We start from the raw sequence: 18,279 nt of genomic DNA, 5'->3' as shown, positions 1-18,279 counted from the left end.
AGTGTTTGTATTCGTCTAAGGATTACTTAGTAAAACCCATCTGGGTTGTATGGTTAAGCCTCTCGAGTCATTAGTATCAGTTAGCTCAACACCTCACAACGCTTACACACCTGACCTATCAACGTCCTAGTCTCGAACGGCTCTTTAGTGGACTTAAAGTCCAAGGGATGACTCATCTTGGGGCTCGCTTCCCGCTTAGATGCTTTCAGCGGTTATCGATTCCGAACATAGCTACCGGGCAATGCCATTGGCATGACAACCCGAACACCAGCGGTTCGTTCACTCCGGTCCTCTCGTACTAGGAGCAACTCCCCTCAATCATCCAACGCCCACGGCAGATAGGGACCGAACTGTCTCACGACGTTCTGAACCCAGCTCGCGTACCACTTTAAATGGCGAACAGCCATACCCTTGGGACCGACTTCAGCCCCAGGATGTGATGAGCCGACATCGAGGTGCCAAACACCGCCGTCGATATGAACTCTTGGGCGGTATCAGCCTGTTATCCCCGGAGTACCTTTTATCCGTTGAGCGATGGCCCTTCCATTCAGAACCACCGGATCACTATGACCTACTTTCGTACCTGCTCGACGTGTCTGTCTCGCAGTTAAGCTGGCTTATGCCATTGCACTAACCGTACGATGTCCGACCGTACTTAGCCAACCTTCGTGCTCCTCCGTTACTCTTTGGGAGGAGACCGCCCCAGTCAAACTACCCACCAGGCACTGTCCTTAACCCCGATTAGGGGCCCAAGTTAGAACATCAACACTACAAGGGTGGTATTTCAAGGACGACTCCACGAGAACTAGCGTTCCCGCTTCAAAGTCTCCCACCTATCCTACACATGTAGGGTCAATGTTCAGTGCCAAGCTATAGTAAAGGTTCACGGGGTCTTTCCGTCTAGCCGCGGGTATACGGCATCTTCACCGCAATTTCAACTTCACTGAGTCTCGGCTGGAGACAGCGTGGCCATCATTACGCCATTCGTGCAGGTCGGAACTTACCCGACAAGGAATTTCGCTACCTTAGGACCGTTATAGTTACGGCCGCCGTTTACCGGGGCTTCGATCATGAGCTTCTCTTGCGATAACCCAATCAATTAACCTTCCGGCACCGGGCAGGCGTCACACCGTATACGTCATCTTGCGATTTTGCACAGTGCTGTGTTTTTGATAAACAGTTGCAGCCACCTGGTATCTGCGACTGCCGTCAGCTTAGGGAGCAAGTCCCATCACCAACAGCAGCGTACCTTCTCCCGAAGTTACGGTACCATTTTGCCTAGTTCCTTCAGCCGAGTTCTCTCAAGCGCCTTGGTATTCTCTACCCGACCACCTGTGTCGGTTTGGGGTACGATTCCCGCTAACCTGAAGCTTAGAAGATTTTCCTGGAAGCATGGCATCAACTACTTCATCCCCTTGGGGACTCGTCATCAGCTCTCAGTGTTAAGAACGCCCGGATTTGCCTAAGCGTTCCACCTACCACCTTAAACGCGGACTACCAACGCCGCGCTAGCCTAGCCTTCTCCGTCTCTCCATCGCAGTTAGCGGAAGTACAGAAATATTAATCTGTTTCCCATCGACTACGCCTTTCGGCCTCGCCTTAGGGGTCGACTCACCCTGCCCCGATTAACGTTGGACAGGAACCCTTGGTCTTTCGGCGAGGGGGTTTTTCACCCCCTTTATCGTTACTCATGTCAGCATTCGCACTTCTGATACCTCCAGCGTGGGTTACCCCTTCACCTTCAACGGCTTACAGAACGCTCCTCTACCGCGCAACCCTAATGGATTGCACCCGTAGCTTCGGTGGTATGTTTAGCCCCGTTACATCTTCCGCGCAGGCCGACTCGACTAGTGAGCTATTACGCTTTCTTTAAATGATGGCTGCTTCTAAGCCAACATCCTAGCTGTCTAAGCCTTCCCACATCGTTTCCCACTTAACATACACTTTGGGACCTTAGCTGACGGTCTGGGTTGTTTCCCTTTTGACGACGGACGTTAGCACCCGCCGTCTGTCTCCCGGATAGCACTCTTTGGTATTCGGAGTTTGCAAAGGGTTGGTAAGTCGGGATGACCCCCTAGCCTTAACAGTGCTCTACCCCCAAAGGTGTTCGTCCGAGGCGCTACCTAAATAGCTTTCGAGGAGAACCAGATATCTCCCGGTTTGATTGGCCTTTCACCCCCAGCCACAAGTCATCCGCTAATTTTTCAACATTAGTCGGTTCGGTCCTCCAGTTGATGTTACTCAACCTTCAACCTGCCCATGGCTAGATCACCGGGTTTCGGGTCTACGCCTTGCAACTAAACGCGCAGTTAACACTCGGTTTCCCTACGGCTCCGCTATTCGCTTAACCTCGCTACAAAACGTAAGTCGCTGACCCATTATACAAAAGGTACGCAGTCACGGTCTCAAGAACCGCTCCCACTGCTTGTACGTATACGGTTTCAGGTTCTATTTCACTCCCCTCACAGGGGTTCTTTTCGCCTTTCCCTCACGGTACTGGTTCACTATCGGTCAGTCAGGAGTATTTAGCCTTGGAGGATGGTCCCCCCATATTCAAACAGGATATCACGTGTCCCGCCTTACTCGTTTTCATCAAAGGTTAGTTTTCGTGTACGGGGCTATCACCCTGTGCCGCTGGACTTTCCAGACCATTCCACTAACACCCCTCTGACTTAAGGGCTAATCCCCGTTCGCTCGCCGCTACTAGGGGAATCTCGGTTGATTTCTTTTCCTAAGGGTACTTAGATGTTTCAGTTCCCCTCGTTTGCCTCACTACACTATGTATTCATGTAGTGATAACAGCTTATGCTGCTGGGTTCCCCCATTCGGACATCGTTAGCTCAAATGCTTGTTACTAGCTCGCCAACGCTTTTCGCAAGTTACTACGTCCTTCATCGCCTCTGACTGCCAAGGCATCCACCGTATACGCTTAGTCGCTTAACCATACAACCCAAATGAGTTTCACTTGAGTTGTTGCGACCAGCTGGTTTTACTTGTCTCATCTTCGACCAAGAAGATGGACTCGCCTTAGACTTGAATATTCAAGACACTTAAAAAGTGTTTTAAGAACTCAATTTTTTCGTATTAACACAACGACAGACATCATTGCGTTAATTACTATCAGCTTTCCAAATTGTTAAAGAGCGGGCTTAAAAAAGCCAAAGATAATTTTTCAGTTTATCTTTGGCATCTCTAACCATAATACAGTAAATGGTGGAGCTATGCGGGATCGAACCGCAGACCTCCTGCGTGCAAGGCAGGCGCTCTCCCAGCTGAGCTATAGCCCCATTTACATGCAGTGCGAGTAAATAAGATGTTCCAAACCTCTAAAAGGATTGGTTTGCCAATCATTTCTTATCAAGGCGGACAGTGGCGACGTTTAGTTCACTAAACGAGTCACTTTCCAACGCTGAGAAGGAAGGATTGGTGGGTCAGAGTGGACTTGAACCACCGACCTCACCCTTATCAGGGGTGCGCTCTAACCAGCTGAGCTACAGACCCATCTTTGATAAATCTAAGTTCATCTAGAACCACCGACCTTACCCTACTCTTTATGAAGGGATTGGGGTGCTAACCAGCTGAGCTACAGACCCATCTTTTACTCTATCTTCTATCAAGCAAATCTGTGTGAACACTCAACAAACATCGAGTTAGTCGTATAGGTAAGGAGGTGATCCAGCCCCAGGTTCCCCTAGGGCTACCTTGTTACGACTTCACCCCAGTCATGAACCACAAAGTGGTGAGCGCCCTCCCGAAGGTTAAGCTACCCACTTCTTTTGCAGCCCACTCCCATGGTGTGACGGGCGGTGTGTACAAGGCCCGGGAACGTATTCACCGTGGCATTCTGATCCACGATTACTAGCGATTCCGACTTCATGGAGTCGAGTTGCAGACTCCAATCCGGACTACGACGAGCTTTGTGAGATTAGCTCCACCTCGCGGCTTTGCAACCCTCTGTACTCGCCATTGTAGCACGTGTGTAGCCCTACTCGTAAGGGCCATGATGACTTGACGTCGTCCCCACCTTCCTCCGGTTTATCACCGGCAGTCTCCCTAGAGTTCCCACCATTACGTGCTGGCAAATAAGGATAGGGGTTGCGCTCGTTGCGGGACTTAACCCAACATTTCACAACACGAGCTGACGACAGCCATGCAGCACCTGTCTCAGAGTTCCCGAAGGCACTAAGCTATCTCTAGCGAATTCTCTGGATGTCAAGAGTAGGTAAGGTTCTTCGCGTTGCATCGAATTAAACCACATGCTCCACCGCTTGTGCGGGCCCCCGTCAATTCATTTGAGTTTTAACCTTGCGGCCGTACTCCCCAGGCGGTCTACTTAATGCGTTAGCTTGAGAGCCCAGTGTTCAAGACACCAAACTCCGAGTAGACATCGTTTACGGCGTGGACTACCAGGGTATCTAATCCTGTTTGCTCCCCACGCTTTCGTGCCTGAGCGTCAGTCTTTGTCCAGGGGGCCGCCTTCGCCACCGGTATTCCTCCAGATCTCTACGCATTTCACCGCTACACCTGGAATTCTACCCCCCTCTACAAGACTCTAGTTTGCCAGTTCGAAATGCAATTCCCAGGTTGAGCCCGGGGCTTTCACATCTCGCTTAACAAACCGCCTGCGCACGCTTTACGCCCAGTAATTCCGATTAACGCTTGGACCCTCCGTATTACCGCGGCTGCTGGCACGGAGTTAGCCGGTCCTTCTTCTGTAGGTAACGTCACAGCTGCAAGGTATTAACTTACAACCTTTCCTCCCTACTGAAAGTGCTTTACAACCCGAAGGCCTTCTTCACACACGCGGCATGGCTGCATCAGGGTTTCCCCCATTGTGCAATATTCCCCACTGCTGCCTCCCGTAGGAGTCTGGGCCGTGTCTCAGTCCCAGTGTGGCTGATCATCCTCTCAGAACAGCTAGGGATCGTCGCCTTGGTGAGCCATTACCTCACCAACTAGCTAATCCCACCTAGGTTCATCCAATCGCGAGAGGCCCGAAAGTCCCCCTCTTTCCCCCGTAGGGCGTATGCGGTATTAGCAGTCGTTTCCAACTGTTATCCCCCTCGACTGGGCAGATCCCTAGGCATTACTCACCCGTCCGCCGCTCGCCACCTCAGGAGTAAACTCCCTTGTGCTGCCGCTCGACTTGCATGTGTTAGGCCTGCCGCCAGCGTTCAATCTGAGCCATGATCAAACTCTTCAATTAAAAGTTTTTTGTTTAACTCGCGTTAAACGACTCAATGAATTCTACTGTTTTGATTTGCTTTGCTCACTAAGAAACATCGCGTCTCAATTCATACATTACTGTATGTACATATTGCTATGAACACTCATTCATTGATTTAAATTTTGATTACTCGCCAAACGGCAGAGTAATTTCGATTAACTCAACACCTGTGAGTGTCCACACAGATTTGCTTGATAAATTGTTAAAGAGCATGGTTATTTGCCTTGAGCGTTTAACGCTTTTGGCTTTCACCGTTGACCCCGCTGGGCCAGTGGATGCGCATTATAGGGATGTCAGATTTTACCGCAACCCCTTTCGACAAAATAATGAGAAAAAGCGATGTGAGTGCGCAATTTTTAAACCAAACATCGGTTTTAGCGCCTAATTTGCTGTAACTTCCATCACTTTGGCTATCTCTATCGCCCTAATGACACCATTAGCACCGGTCACACAGCAAAACGATAAAGTAAATACTGCACTTTTTGTTGTTAAACTCTCGGTTCGAGCTCAATCTCACCGTTCAAATCGATTGATACACACTTTAAATAGCAAGATAAGCTACTTCTTTAAAAATCCCGGCACATCGGCAATGCTATCGAGCACTACAGACGCCTCGCTATCATCAGCGATTGCTTTACCAGTACGGACGAGGATACGTGTCGGGACCCCTGCCGCTTTGGCCGCAAGCATATCGTCTGCTTTATCGCCCACCATGACCGACTGCGACAAATCGATTTTCAGGAATTTTGCCGCATCGAGTAACATGCCAGGTTTTGGCTTGCGGCAATCGCAATCGACTTTATATTCACCGAGACCTTTTTCATTATGGTGCGGGCAATAATAGATGCCATCGAGGTCGACACCTTTATCGGCAAAGTTCCAATCCATCCATTCGGTGAGACTGTGGAATTGATCTTCACTATACATACCACGGGCAATCCCCGACTGATTGGTGACCACCACCAATTTGTATCCCATTTGCTTTAAGGCGAGGCAGGCTTCAAACACCCCTTCTATATATTCAAAGTCATCCACCTGATGCACATAACCATGATCTTTGTTGATCACACCATCACGGTCTAAAAATACGGCTCGATTGACTGTACCCACAGTACTACTCCACTCACTAAAAACGGCGCTTAATGCGTAATTTCCCTATTATTCCATCCATTGCAAGAAATTGCACCGCGAAGTTGTCAGCGACATGACGCAGTTTGAACAAGTTCCGGCTTATCTCGACTAACGCGTGCGTAAAACCGTATTAAATCGTACTTATCCCGATGCATTTCGCCGATAAAATCGCCCGATAATGCTTTTTTAGGCCCAAGGGATGCGCTATTCAATCGAGCTTTTCCCTTTATTTGTGCTGTTTTTAACGGTAATCTTGCACGGATAACAATAAAACACCTAAAAATAGACGGTCATAATGAGTCGAACTACGCCTATAGTCCATAAAACCCGCACCCAATTAGTTGTAGAAGTGCTGAGAGAGAAAATTCTTTCGGGTGATATAGCCGCAGGGGAACCACTCAGACAAAGCGCCTTAGCCGAAGCCTTACATGTAAGCCGCATTCCCGTGAGAGAAGCCTTACTACAACTTGAGGCGGAGGGGCTTGTGAAGTTCGAACCCCATAAAGGGGCGACCGCGACCGAATTATCCGTTGAACAAGTGACTGAGCTTTTTGAATTACGCGCCATGATCGAGACCGATCTGCTCGCCAAAGCCATACCACGACTTCAAGAAGACGATTTAATAAAAGCAGAACGCGTATTGGAGCAATTGGAATCGGCCTTTAAACATGAAGATGCCGTCGCCAGTTGGAGCGAGCTAAATACACAGTTTCATACCTGTTTATATCAAGCCGCCAATCGTCCACATACGCTAGAGGTTGTCCACGGCCTCAATACTAACTGCGATAGATATATCCGCTTGCAATTGCTGCTCGCAGGAGGCATTCCCGCAGCAGAGCACGAGCACCGCGAACTGCTCAACTATTGCAAACAAAGAGAAACAGAGAAAGCCACGGCGTTGCTGCGACATCATATTTTGCATGCCGCAATGACAATTCGGGATCTCGTCGCCAAACAGGTGGTCTAGATCACGGACTGTCATTCGTTATACCGATAAGCTTTGTTGTCGATTTGAGGCAGCACTTCAGGTTCTGCCTTTTTTATTTGAGAGAAAACACCATGCAGTACGCCACTATCACTGGCTGGGGAAAATGTGTTCCTCCCGCCACTTTGACTAACGATGATCTTGCCACTTTTATCGAAACTTCCGATGAATGGATTAAAAGCCGTACCGGGATCAGCCAGCGTCATATCAGCCATGTGAATACCTCTGAGTTAGCATCGGTTGCCGCTAAACGCGCCCTTGCAGCGGCGGGCATTGACGGCAGCGAAATTGATATGATCATTTTAGCCAGCGCCAGCCCAGATACCTTGATCCCTAATATTGCCTCCACAGTCCAGGCGAATATTGGTGCAAGTTGCGCAGCCTTCGATATCAACGCGGCATGCAGTGGCTTTTTGTATGGCTTAGGCTTAGCCAGCTCACAGATCAAGAGTGGTCAGTGCAAAAAAGTACTAGTAGTCGGTGCCGAACGTTTATCTTTCTACCTCGATTGGTCACGCCGTGAAACCGCAGTGTTGTTTGGTGATGGCGCGGGCGCTGTTGTCGTGGAAGCGACCGATGTTCCGGGCGGTGTGTTAGGTTATGAGCTGAATAACGATCCTGAAGGTCGCGATATCCTAAAAGCCGGTTTTGGTACTGCGATGGATAGATTCTCCGCCGAGTCCTTAGATTTTTATATTCAATTCGATGGCCAAGAAATCTTTAAACGTGCCATTAATGGTATGAATAAGTTAAGCAATCAAGTGCTGGAGAAATGTGGCGTCGATAAGGATGAAGTCGATTTAGTGATCCCACACCAAGCGAACGAGCGCATTATCGACACCCTCGTTAGCCGCATGAAGATCCCTAAAGAAAAAGCCTTCGTGAACATCGCTAACTATGGCAACACCTCCGCGGCCACTATCCCTATCGCTATCTGCGATGCGTTGGAAAAAGGGTTAATTAAGCCAAACCAAACCATTCTATCTTGTGCTTTCGGTGCGGGGTTAACCTCAGCAGCTCTGTTATTGCAATGGGGCGAACGCGTAACACCGGTTCAAGTGAGTGATGCCCAGCTGCCACCTTGCGAGTTGAGTGGCATTGAGCTGGTTAAACGTGCTGTGGATTATTTCTGTAAGTAATTAATCCCGAACACGGATAAAAGGCCATCTTCGGATGGCCTTTTACATTTTTATCTCTTTAGGTACGCGACGCATTTCATCCCAGTAAATCCCCTGCTTAAAATAGCCCGCGAGTTTTTGATTTAATTCGTTAAAGCTTTTTATGGCAACCTCTTCACCACACAAGCATGACCAGACGAATCGATGGCAGTTGTTGTCGAACAAATCATATTCACGGTATTGATAAATGGCCCGCTCGGCGCGGCTCACCATATCACTGGCAATCAGTGGTTGATGTTGATGATTGCAGGCAATATAGACTTGGCTACCAGTACGCCCCGCTAAAAAGCGCTTTACCGATACCGCCCGTATCAGCCCGGAACCATGTAACTCAACGAGGCAATCATCTGCCAACCAAATGCCCGTATGTTCAATGACCCCAAACACATAGCAGCAGACGATACTGCCAGGCTGCGGCGAGACTTGTTTAAAGCCCTTTTGCCACTGACTTGGCGCAGCAATCATGGCTTGGTTGCCCGTCGTTTGCCGTGGCGCCTTACCTAATAAACGGTCACGCTCAAGCTGCTGGCGCTTTTCACGTTCATCGGCGAGCAATAACGCCCCCATAGCCGCGCTGCCTAGCCAAAGTAACGGTAATGGCATCCTATCCCCTTATGGCATCAGTTACCTGTAAAATCCGTCGTTAATAGATAGTAGGTCACGAAAGTCGGATGGCGTTTGCGCCTCCTTCTGACCCTCACCTTTCTTTAAACCTAGTGTTCGTTAAATCCATCCTAGTGTAAGTACGCCTTAGCCTTTGAATTCTTAATAATAAGAGTGAAGTACAGTTCCACTGAATTGCCAAGTTTCCCGCAAAGGTCCCCAAGCATGACATGGGTAACTTACCTTTTAACGGGGCATTGAGCTTCTAGGACTGCGATGTTGCAGTGTAGTGGGATAAGCGTGAATTAAAGCTGAAATCACTAGCCAGAGCACAAACTCTGTCGGCTTGATTGTGAAAGAAAAAAGAAAACTGAAGCCTTTGTAAAAACAGGCTTCAGCTCAAACGGTGACTTTATTTACGACAGCAATTGCCTTCCGCCGCAGCATCACTTGGCATGACTCACATTTGGCATAGCCCACGACATCAAGGTACATCGGATTGCACCTTGATACTAAGTCGTAAAAGTACTGCAAGATTAGAGTTTAACTAGCATTTTGCCTTTGTTTTTACCTTCGAACAGGCCGATAAACGCCTCTGGTGCTTGCTCTAAACCTTGGTAAACCGTTTCTTGCGATTTCACTTTACCCGCCTGCAGCCACTGCGCCATTTGAGCGATGAATTCTTCAAACTGGTCGAAGTAATCCATCACAATAAAGCCCTGTATGGTTAACTTTTTGGTGATGATGGCTAAGAGATTGCTTGGACCTGGGACTGGCGTCTGCGCGTTATAATCGGCAATCATCCCACATACAGAAATACGACCATATTCGTTCAGCACATTCAATGCAGCTTCAAGGTGAGCGCCGCCGACATTCTCAAAATACACATCAATGCCATCGGGCGCCGCGTCACGCAAAGCCTGAGTTAAATCAGTGACTTTTTTATAGTTAATCACCGCATCCACACCCAGACTTTTCACTAATTCAGCCTTTTCATCCGAGCCAACCGAAGCAATTACTTTACAGCCGTTAAGCTTAGCGATTTGACAGACAACCATGCCCACCGCGCCCGATGCCGCTGAAACAAATACGGTATCTTTAGGGGTTAATTTCGCAATTGTCATTAAACCCACCCAAGCGGTTAATCCGGGCATGCCAAGCACACCTAAAAAGTAGTGCTCAGGAATATTCGCCGCAGGTAATAAGGTGAGATCCTGCCCATCACTGATAAAGGCGCTGCGCCAGCCACTGACATTGCTCACTTTTGACCCCACGGGGAATTTCGGATTGAGTGATTCAATGACTTCACCTATGGCTCCACCGTCCATAACCGCATCAATCTGGAAGGGGGGAATGTAGGAATCCTTGTCCATCATACGGCCACGCATATAGGGATCGACTGACATCCAAGTGTTTTTAACCAGCACTTCTCCAGCTTTTAAGGCGGGCAATGTCACCTCGACCTGTTTAAAATTTGCCAGAGTAGGCATACCAATAGGGCGTGATGCTAAATGAATTTGACTGCTTATCATGTACTTAACCTCTATTACGTCGGACACTCTGCAAACAGGGAGTGATATTTCGACAATGAACTAAACTTATTAGCTTGCAAATAGTTTGTGCACAAACTGTTTGCCAATAAACTACCCACAAGTGACGCACAAATCAACTGTTACGCCTAAAAATATTTTGCACACAAACTATTTTTGCAACATAGAATTTGTTAACATCGACCTTCATTGTTCATCCTGGGTAAGCGGTATGGCTCAAAAATTATCAGACAACGTGTGCTTTGCACTCTATTCGGCGACCAACTCATTAGTGCGAGCCTTTCGTCCTATCCTTGACGAATATGATCTCACCTACCCTCAGTACATAGTTATGCACTCACTCTGGTACGTGAACGATGTCAGTCTCAAAGAGTTATCTAACGACACGCGTTTAGATCCCAGCACCTTGACCCCAATCGTTAAACGCTTGGAATCAAAGGGCTTACTCACCCGTAACTTATCTGAGTTGGATGAACGTAAAAAGGTTATTTCCCTCACAGACAAGGGCAGACAATTACAGGAGGAAGCGACTCAGCTCACCGAGAAATTGGTGGCTCGCTCTAAGATGAATGCCGAGCGTATCGAGGAATTGCGTCGCTTATGTCTTGAATTAGAAGCCGATTTATCGAAAGACTAACCTGCAGAATTAGCGTTCTTTAGCACGCTTTCTAAAGCTACCTTTTGTTAGCACTCAATTCTCACGACATGCATCAAGTTTAGATATTAAGCTCAAGAAAGTCAGACAAAGGGATTTAGGCGCAGAGACAATCATGCTGCAGCGAGGGCGCTAACACATCGTTTAGCGTTAGTAAGCCAGTAATTCACCCACCTTTAACTCCTCTGCGCCCCCCATACTTGCCACCTGTGCCAACAACAGTTCGCCGCAGGCCAGTGCGTCAGTCAGGGCACTGTGGGCGCCATATATCGGCAATCCATATCGTTCACGGCATGCCCCAAGCCTCAAGCTGCCTTCTTTAAGCACTGAGTGTTCGCGTAGCAAACGGTGTTTTTCCAGCAGCAAGGTATCAATCGCAGGCAGTACAATCCCTTGATGATAAATCGACAAGATATCTTGCTGTAAGAAACGGCAATCAAGGGGGGAATGGTGCGCAACCAACACATGACCACGGGTTTGCGCCACAAACCATGCCATCGCCTCTTCAATGGTCACCGCCTCGGTTAAATGATTATCGAGTATCCCATGAATTGTCGCACTCTGCCCCACACTGCCTTGAATTTGCACCAGTTTTTGCTGTGCGCCCATCAGGGGAATCGCCGCATTTTCAATCGGCACCAGCCCAATACTTAAGATTTGGTCCTGTAAGGGATCGAGTCCTGTCATTTCCAAATCCATCGCCATCAAGGGCGCCCGGCTAATGGGTAACTCCAACAGTGGCACTAAGGATTGGTAATAATCCTTAAATAGCTGATGCTGACAGCGTAACGCACGCCAGCGCAGCTTTGCGTTCACCCACCAAGGCCCCATTAAAAGCTCCGCATAAATTTCATCTTCATCCCCGACTGGGCATCATGGACCACTTTAAAAGCATCCCGCAGTTGATGCCTCACCAAAGAAGATAAATGGCCGGGTAACAAATAATTACTGATCTTCAGCCCCTGTGTATGTTGGTAGCCTTGATTCGATAAACGCATATGGGCAATAAATTCATGGGCGTCGGCCAAGTTAAGCGCATCCTTACGATTGAGAATATTGGCGTCCATCAGCGCGCGGATCCGTTTGGCGGTATTCACTTCCTTAATCCCCGCCGACAGCGCATACACGCGGGCGATATCGTTGATTAACGCATTTCCTTTATGTTTTAAATCAATGCCTTTTACCTCACTGCCATCGCGCTCTAACACAAATTTTCGAAAAAAGCCTAAGGGCGGCGACTCGACGAGGGAATTGCCCGTCATCCCCGCAAGGAAAATATCATTGTCTTTGGTTTGTGCCAGCACTTTATCCTGCAGGGCGTCGAACAGCGATTGCGGGCCAAACACGGAGCGCATATCGAAAAAAATACTCGCATGCATCAATGCTTTAGGCTCAGGCGTGACCACCCACTTTTCAAAGACCTGTTGCCATGCTTTGAGCGACATCCGCCACTGGGGGTTTTGCGCCATGATATTACCGGGACAAAAAGCATAACCGCATTGATCCAGCCCCGCGCAAACCGCATGGGTCAAGGCATCAAAATAGCCTTTGGCATAATCATCCATTTCCTCGGCCACCAGCAAGCCGTTATCTTGATCCGAACAGGCGGCTTGGTCTTGTCGTCCTTGTGAGCCAAAGGCTAGCCAGCAAAACGCCATCGGCGCCTCACCGAGAATTTGCTGATTGAGCACAATCAAGCGCCGCGTTAACGCATCGGTGACCGAGGTCAGTACCCGACCGATCTCCTCTGCCCTTGCATCGGCACTGATTAAATTTTGCAATAACAAGGGGATTTGTTTACTGACACTAATGAGGCTGGCGAGATCCCGCTGCCGCTCGATTTCACCAATCAGCAGCAAAGGCTGCGAACCTTGACCGCGCAAAATGTCAGTACTGGTCACCATACCAATGGCTTTTACTTCCTCGGTATTTTGTTCATCAATGATCGGCAAGTGATGAATGTTATGCTCACTCATCAATAACATCGCCTCGAAAATCAACGCATTGGATGAAATCGAAATCGGCGATGTGGTCATGGCTTGATGCACGGCGATGCGACCATCGAGCCCTGCAGCGAGCACCCGATTACGCAGATCTTTATCCGTTAAAATCCCCACCAACTTATGATTGTCCGTGACCAATAAGGACGAAACCCGTGAGTTGCGCATCAAGAGCGCGGCTTGCGTCACACTGGCGTGGGCGTCGATCATAATGGGCGAAGATGACATTAAGGTACTGATTCGACTGGTTGTCGTCAGATCTTTCGCCTTAAACCGCGCCTCGTGACGTAACCGCTTGGCAAAGGCGCGGGTAAAAAATTTATCGAAGTGTCGACTCTCGCTTCGCAGTTGATCGAACAATGCCTGCGGAAGGTGATACACCAAACTGTCTTCGAGAATAGCGACCCGGTTAACCACCTTCTCCCCAGACAACAGCGTCGAAAAGCCAAAAAACTCACCTTCGGCGACCCTGTCCACTAACACTCCTTCGGGATCGCGCACCTCAAAGGCGCCGCTGCGCACCAGATACAATTTCGGCGTATCGGCATCAAATTTCACAAACCCCGAGGCTTTACTGTAATAACCAACGGTCACAGCCTTAGCGCAACGTAAGATAATCTCGTTGGGTAGCGTATCGAAGGGGGCTGTGGATGTTAAAAACTGCACAACGGGTTGTAATTCGCTGGCGTTCATAGCAACACCTTATTTTAGGTGAATTTTATTCCACTATAGCGCGCACAATTGTTGGGCCATATACGACTAAAGTCAGCCTTAAGCTTGCGCTGACGCCATAAAAACAAAAGGACGCCAATGCGTCCTTTTATCTTACTTAGCTAAATCCTGCAGAGATTAATGGCTGCTCGCTTCTCCCGCCCCTTTAGGGAAACGGATAGATTCAACCATATCTTGTACATGGGCAGGTGCCGCGGCGGTTACTTTACAGACGATAGCCGCTACCGCAAAGTTCACCACCATACCAACCATACCGATACCTTCTGGCGAAATACCGAGGAACCAGTTCGCCGACACGTTAGCCGTTGGGTTCACAAACTTGAAGTAGATGATGTAAGCAGCAGTGAACAGTAGACCGATCACCATACCTGCGATTGCACCTTCTTTATTCATCGTCTTAGAGAAAATCCCCATGATGATGGCAGGGAACAGAGAGGATGCCGCCAGACCGAAGGCGAATGCCACTACCGCTGCCACGAATCCTGGAGGGTTAATCCCGAAGTAACCCGCAATCACGATACCAATACCAGCCGCCAGTCGAGCGTACATCAGCTCTTTCTTGTCAGAGATATTTGGCATCAGGTTCTTCTTCAGTAAATCGTGTGACACTGAAGTCGAGATAACCAGTAACAGACCCGCAGAGGTAGATAACGCTGCCGCTAAACCACCCGCTGCCACCAGTGCGATAACCCAAGCTGGCAGATTCGCGATTTCTGGCGTTGCTAATACGATGATATCGTTGTCGATCTTCATTTCGTTAGGGCTAGCAGCATCTTCCATTTTGCCTTTGGCATAGTAGATTTTGCCGTCGCCGTTTTTGTCATCCCATTTGATCAGGCCGGTTTTTTCCCAGTTTTTGATCCAATCTGGCGCAGACTCATAGGCAACACCCTTTTGATCAGGGCCGTTAATGGTCTCAATCATATTAACGCGAGAGAATGCCGCTAATGCAGGAACTGTGGTGTACATGATGGCGATAAATACCAGCGCCCAACCGGCAGATACACGTGCATCTTTCACTTTAGGTACAGTGAAGAAACGCACGATAACGTGGGGTAAGCCCGCAGTACCAACCATCAAAGCACCGGTAATACAGAACACGTCGATCATGCTCTTAGAGCCATCGGTGTAAGGTGCAAAGCCTAGATCCGCAGATAAATTGTTCAGCTTCTCGAGCAGGTAAACCCCAGAATTATTGCCGGCAGCATCGAGTAATTCAGCGCCGAAACCAATTTGAGGAATGATATGACCCGTCATCATCACAGATAAGAAAATCGCAGGCACCATAAATGCGAAGATCAGCACGCAGTATTGGGCAACCTGAGTATAGGTAATCCCTTTCATACCGCCGAGCACAGCGTAGAAGAACACTACGGCCATACCGATATACACGCCAGTGTCCACATCCACTTCGAGGAAGCGCGAGAATACCACGCCCACACCGCGCATTTGACCAGCGATGTATGTAAAGCAGATGAAGATAGCGCAAATAACCGCTACCGTACGCGCCGCTTGGGAGTAATAACGCTCACCCACGAAATCAGGCACAGTGAACTTACCAAACTTACGTAAATACGGCGCCATACACAGGGCTAATAATACATAACCGCCCGTCCAGCCCATCAGGTACACACTGCCGTCATAACCGACGAAAGAAACAATACCCGCTAACGAAATAAAGGATGCCGCGGACATCCAGTCGGCTGCCGTTGCCATACCGTTCACTACAGGGTGAACACCGCCACCCGCGACATAGAACTCTTTAGTCGAACCCGCGCGGGACCAAATCGCGATCCCAATGTAGAGCGCGAACGACAGCCCCACAATCAGATAAGTTAATCCTTGTACACCCATTTCCGTTCTCCTTAGTCTTCTTGTACGTTATATTTTTTATCTAAGGCGTTGGCTTTTGCCGCGTAGACAAAAATAAGCGCAACAAAGACATACATAGATCCCTGTTGGGCAAACCAGAAACCTAACTTGAAGCCCATGAAATGGATTTCATTGAGTACATCAACCAATAGAATGCCACATCCGAACGAGACTGCGGCCCAAATAGCCAATAGGCCTAAAACAAGACGTAAATTCTCATTCCAGTAACCTTTTGCTTTATCGTTGTTTTCAAATGCCATAGCGACTCCCCTGTGCTGTTTTATTTTTAAGTCTTGTTAAATCTAGCAACAGCTGGAGTGACCACAATCAAGACCTTAGTCTAATTTGAGAAGTGCCTCACACCAGAAAAAATTGAATAGTATTTAAAATCATAAAGTTAACAATGATTTTACATTTTAATGCAAAAGTTATTTTTTGAGCAGCTTAGACCAATGTCGAAGATCCTAAGGCTAGAAACGGCACAAATGCCATGCTAGTAGGACGGCAAGATGAGGTAGATGAGTAACAGTAACTGGCTGTGAAATAAATAAAATATCGTACTGCAGAGAGATGAATTGCCGTCAGAAATCTCAGGATTTCCGCTAAGAATTATCAGTAAAAAGGCAAAAAATAACCCAGCATCGCTGGGTTATGGGAAACAAATAAATGAGCGCCAGCATAGACGCAAGTTCAAGCTTATTATTTGGCGGCTAAGAATTTTACTAGCTCGGCTAATTCTTCAGGAGTGTGTACCTTAGAGGTCACTAAATAGCGGCCATTGACTAATAAAGAAGGCACGCCTTTAATGCCCGATAATTCCGCTTGAGAGTCGTAATTCATCACGGAAAACTTCGCATCGACAGAGTTCATCGCCGCATCGACATCATCGGCCTTAGCGCCTTGCGCCACAAAGAAGGCTTTGACCTGTTCAGGGCGAGTAAATTGTTCACCCTTTTCATGGATTTGTTTAAAAATCGCTTCGTGCACTTGCTTGGTCATTTTCAGCTTTTGCGCGACAAAATAGGCTAATTGACTCAGCTCCCATGCCGGACGCCCCGCACCCACCGGCGTACGCTCGAAGGCCACATCTTTGCCTAAGAGTTTTACCGTGGAAGCGATAAAGGGTTCCTGCTTGTAGCAATGTGGGCAGTTATAGGAGAAGAACTCACGCAGCACAGGCTTTTGTGCTTCGCTGATCCCAGCAACAGTGACGTAATCCTTCCCTTCTTCAAAACTCGCCGCCTGCAGCGCAAAGCTAGCACTTAACACCAATCCACAGGCCAGCGCCGCCAAAGGTCGAACAAAATTAGTTAGGCTTTTCATATTTTCTCTTCTTATTAGTGACTGCATCATTGAATTGTAAGTCGTTTGCAACACGCACAGGCCATTAAGATACCTCAAAAGATGGCCAAGGTTCTTAAACATTTGTTAACAATAGGCGCTAAATCACCCACTAACAGGCCACCAGCATCGCAAGGGGTGAAGCAAACTGATACTCAAACCCAAGCTCGCGGACTATCGCATCACCTAGAATGATTTTGCTGGGTTGTAACTGCCCATTAAATTGCGGCGCCGCTAATCCCAACGACTCGGCGGCGGCCACATAAAATTCGCTTCGCGAAGGATGCTCTGGCGCGCAAAGATTATAGACAGCAGCGACCTTTTCCCCCTTTGCCTTTGCATCAATAATCAAGCTCACCGCCGCAACGCAGTCCTGCAAATGCACCAGATTGACCGCAACATTGCCACCCGCCACATCGGTTTTACCGGCAAAGAAGCGCCCTGGATGACGTTTGGGTCCAACCAAGCCAGCAAAACGTACGATGCAGCTATTCGGTTGGCGAGCAAATAAATCTTCGGCATCCAATAACACCTGTGATGAAGCCGATTCAGCCTGTGCGTCAGCTTCGGTCATAGATTGGTCGAGGGAAGGATAAACGCCCGTGGTGCTGATAAACACTATGCCTTGATAGTGCCAGCCTTGGGTTAACGCAATTAACTGCTGTAATTCTTGAAGATAGGCGGTATTGCCATGTTTGAGGCGCGGAGGAATATTGACGACAAGAAAGTCTGTCTGAAAGAAGTCCTTTAAAGCTTGCGCGTCGGGGAGAACGTCAGCGTCATCCCCGAGTTGCAGTTGGAACCCATGGATCCCCGCCTCTGAGAGAGGCGCTAACTCCTCCGTGCGGCGTTTAGCGCCAGTGACTCGGTAACCCGCTTGCACTAAGTGTTTCGCAAGGGCAAAGCCAAACCAACCACAACCGACAACCGCAACACTTTTTTGATCTGCCACACTCAACTCCATTTCCTTTGATCGACACCCCAAGGTATTTCGGCCAATAGCAT

The 18,279-nt window shown here is 48.5% G+C and carries 12 protein-coding genes, 2 tRNA genes and 2 rRNA genes; 3 read left to right on the top strand and 13 right to left on the bottom strand.

Going from position 1 to position 18,279, the window contains the following annotated elements; all coding sequences use genetic code 11:
* Positions 1-49: 49 nt before the first annotated feature.
* The 5 genes from N5E87_RS08260 to gmhB form a co-directional block, all read right to left on the bottom strand.
* Positions 50-2,943: ribosomal RNA gene (locus N5E87_RS08260) — 23S ribosomal RNA — on the bottom strand.
* Positions 2,944-3,211: 268 nt separating this feature from the next.
* Positions 3,212-3,287: transfer RNA gene (locus tag N5E87_RS08255), tRNA-Ala, on the bottom strand.
* Positions 3,288-3,424: 137 nt separating this feature from the next.
* A tRNA-Ile gene (locus tag N5E87_RS08250) sits at positions 3,425-3,501 on the bottom strand.
* Positions 3,502-3,663: 162 nt separating this feature from the next.
* Positions 3,664-5,206 (bottom strand): 16S ribosomal RNA (locus N5E87_RS08245).
* Together the 16S and 23S rRNA genes with 2 tRNA genes alongside form the textbook arrangement of a ribosomal RNA operon.
* 579 nt (positions 5,207-5,785) lie before the next feature.
* The gene (gmhB, locus tag N5E87_RS08240; RefSeq protein ID WP_086904657.1) at positions 5,786-6,337 is read right to left on the bottom strand and encodes a D-glycero-beta-D-manno-heptose 1,7-bisphosphate 7-phosphatase; all 552 of its coding nucleotides are present in this window, start codon (positions 6,335-6,337) and stop codon (positions 5,786-5,788) included.
* A 316-nt stretch (positions 6,338-6,653) separates the two neighbouring features.
* Between gmhB and N5E87_RS08235 the strand changes: the two genes are divergently transcribed.
* Both N5E87_RS08235 and N5E87_RS08230 read left to right on the top strand, forming a co-directional pair.
* Positions 6,654-7,325, top strand: a complete 672-nt coding sequence (locus N5E87_RS08235) for a GntR family transcriptional regulator (RefSeq protein WP_086904656.1) — start codon at positions 6,654-6,656, stop codon at positions 7,323-7,325.
* A gap of 92 nt (positions 7,326-7,417) precedes the next feature.
* A complete protein-coding gene (locus tag N5E87_RS08230) occupies positions 7,418-8,482 on the top strand; it encodes a ketoacyl-ACP synthase III (protein ID WP_086904655.1) in 1,065 nt (354 codons plus the stop codon).
* Between the two features lie 42 nt (positions 8,483-8,524).
* Here the strand turns inward: N5E87_RS08230 and N5E87_RS08225 are convergent, their stop codons facing one another.
* Both N5E87_RS08225 and N5E87_RS08220 read right to left on the bottom strand, forming a co-directional pair.
* Positions 8,525-9,124 carry a lecithin retinol acyltransferase family protein gene (locus tag N5E87_RS08225; protein WP_086904654.1) on the bottom strand — a complete coding sequence of 200 codons (600 nt, stop codon included), beginning with the start codon at positions 9,122-9,124 and terminating at the stop codon, positions 8,525-8,527.
* A gap of 536 nt (positions 9,125-9,660) precedes the next feature.
* Positions 9,661-10,656, bottom strand: a complete 996-nt coding sequence (locus N5E87_RS08220) for an NADP-dependent oxidoreductase (RefSeq protein ID WP_086904653.1) — start codon at positions 10,654-10,656, stop codon at positions 9,661-9,663.
* A 229-nt stretch (positions 10,657-10,885) separates the two neighbouring features.
* On the opposite strand from N5E87_RS08220, the gene N5E87_RS08215 reads away from it, so the two are divergent.
* The gene (locus tag N5E87_RS08215; protein ID WP_086904652.1) at positions 10,886-11,311 is read left to right on the top strand and encodes a MarR family transcriptional regulator; all 426 of its coding nucleotides are present in this window, start codon (positions 10,886-10,888) and stop codon (positions 11,309-11,311) included.
* A 168-nt stretch (positions 11,312-11,479) separates the two neighbouring features.
* Here the strand turns inward: N5E87_RS08215 and N5E87_RS08210 are convergent, their stop codons facing one another.
* The 6 genes from N5E87_RS08210 to N5E87_RS08185 form a co-directional block, all read right to left on the bottom strand.
* Positions 11,480-12,160 (bottom strand): exonuclease domain-containing protein, encoded by a 681-nt coding sequence (locus N5E87_RS08210; RefSeq protein ID WP_279775254.1) that lies wholly within the window; start codon positions 12,158-12,160, stop codon positions 11,480-11,482.
* Positions 12,160-14,022, bottom strand: coding sequence for a DUF294 nucleotidyltransferase-like domain-containing protein (locus N5E87_RS08205; protein WP_086904650.1), 1,863 nt, complete (start codon positions 14,020-14,022; stop codon positions 12,160-12,162). The genes N5E87_RS08210 and N5E87_RS08205 overlap by 1 nt, the downstream gene beginning before the upstream one ends.
* A gap of 156 nt (positions 14,023-14,178) precedes the next feature.
* Positions 14,179-15,915 (bottom strand): sodium:solute symporter family protein, encoded by a 1,737-nt coding sequence (locus N5E87_RS08200; RefSeq protein WP_086904649.1) that lies wholly within the window; start codon positions 15,913-15,915, stop codon positions 14,179-14,181.
* 11 nt (positions 15,916-15,926) lie between these two features.
* Positions 15,927-16,193, bottom strand: coding sequence for a DUF4212 domain-containing protein (locus N5E87_RS08195; protein WP_011622295.1), 267 nt, complete (start codon positions 16,191-16,193; stop codon positions 15,927-15,929).
* Positions 16,194-16,632: 439 nt separating this feature from the next.
* The gene (locus N5E87_RS08190; RefSeq protein ID WP_126512945.1) at positions 16,633-17,256 is read right to left on the bottom strand and encodes a thiol:disulfide interchange protein DsbA/DsbL; all 624 of its coding nucleotides are present in this window, start codon (positions 17,254-17,256) and stop codon (positions 16,633-16,635) included.
* A gap of 130 nt (positions 17,257-17,386) precedes the next feature.
* Positions 17,387-18,238, bottom strand: a complete 852-nt coding sequence (locus tag N5E87_RS08185; protein WP_086904647.1) for an SDR family oxidoreductase — start codon at positions 18,236-18,238, stop codon at positions 17,387-17,389.
* Positions 18,239-18,279: the final 41 nt, after the last annotated feature.

Source organism: Shewanella sp. GD03713, assembly GCF_029843705.1.
In the GTDB taxonomy this organism is placed as follows: domain Bacteria; phylum Pseudomonadota; class Gammaproteobacteria; order Enterobacterales; family Shewanellaceae; genus Shewanella.
The sequence above is the reverse complement of the archived record's forward strand: the minus strand, read 5'-3'. Positions and strand labels throughout refer to the sequence as shown.

Bases quoted from the DNA above. Each gene is read 5' to 3' on its own strand.
- N5E87_RS08195 (WP_011622295.1), bottom strand. From the start codon at position 16,193: ATGGCATTTGAAAACAACGATAAAGCAAAAGGTTACTGGAATGAGAAT.
- N5E87_RS08225 (WP_086904654.1), bottom strand. From the start codon at position 9,124: ATGCCATTACCGTTACTTTGGCTAGGCAGCGCGGCTATGGGGGCGTTA.
- N5E87_RS08190 (WP_126512945.1), bottom strand. From the start codon at position 17,256: ATGAAAAGCCTAACTAATTTTGTTCGACCTTTGGCGGCGCTGGCCTGT.
- N5E87_RS08205 (WP_086904650.1), bottom strand. From the start codon at position 14,022: ATGAACGCCAGCGAATTACAACCCGTTGTGCAGTTTTTAACATCCACA.
- N5E87_RS08200 (WP_086904649.1), bottom strand. From the start codon at position 15,915: ATGGGTGTACAAGGATTAACTTATCTGATTGTGGGGCTGTCGTTCGCG.
- N5E87_RS08185 (WP_086904647.1), bottom strand. From the start codon at position 18,238: ATGGAGTTGAGTGTGGCAGATCAAAAAAGTGTTGCGGTTGTCGGTTGT.
- N5E87_RS08235 (WP_086904656.1), top strand. From the start codon at position 6,654: ATGAGTCGAACTACGCCTATAGTCCATAAAACCCGCACCCAATTAGTT.
- N5E87_RS08210 (WP_279775254.1), bottom strand. From the start codon at position 12,160: ATGGGGCCTTGGTGGGTGAACGCAAAGCTGCGCTGGCGTGCGTTACGC.
- N5E87_RS08220 (WP_086904653.1), bottom strand. From the start codon at position 10,656: ATGATAAGCAGTCAAATTCATTTAGCATCACGCCCTATTGGTATGCCT.
- N5E87_RS08230 (WP_086904655.1), top strand. From the start codon at position 7,418: ATGCAGTACGCCACTATCACTGGCTGGGGAAAATGTGTTCCTCCCGCC.
- N5E87_RS08215 (WP_086904652.1), top strand. From the start codon at position 10,886: ATGGCTCAAAAATTATCAGACAACGTGTGCTTTGCACTCTATTCGGCG.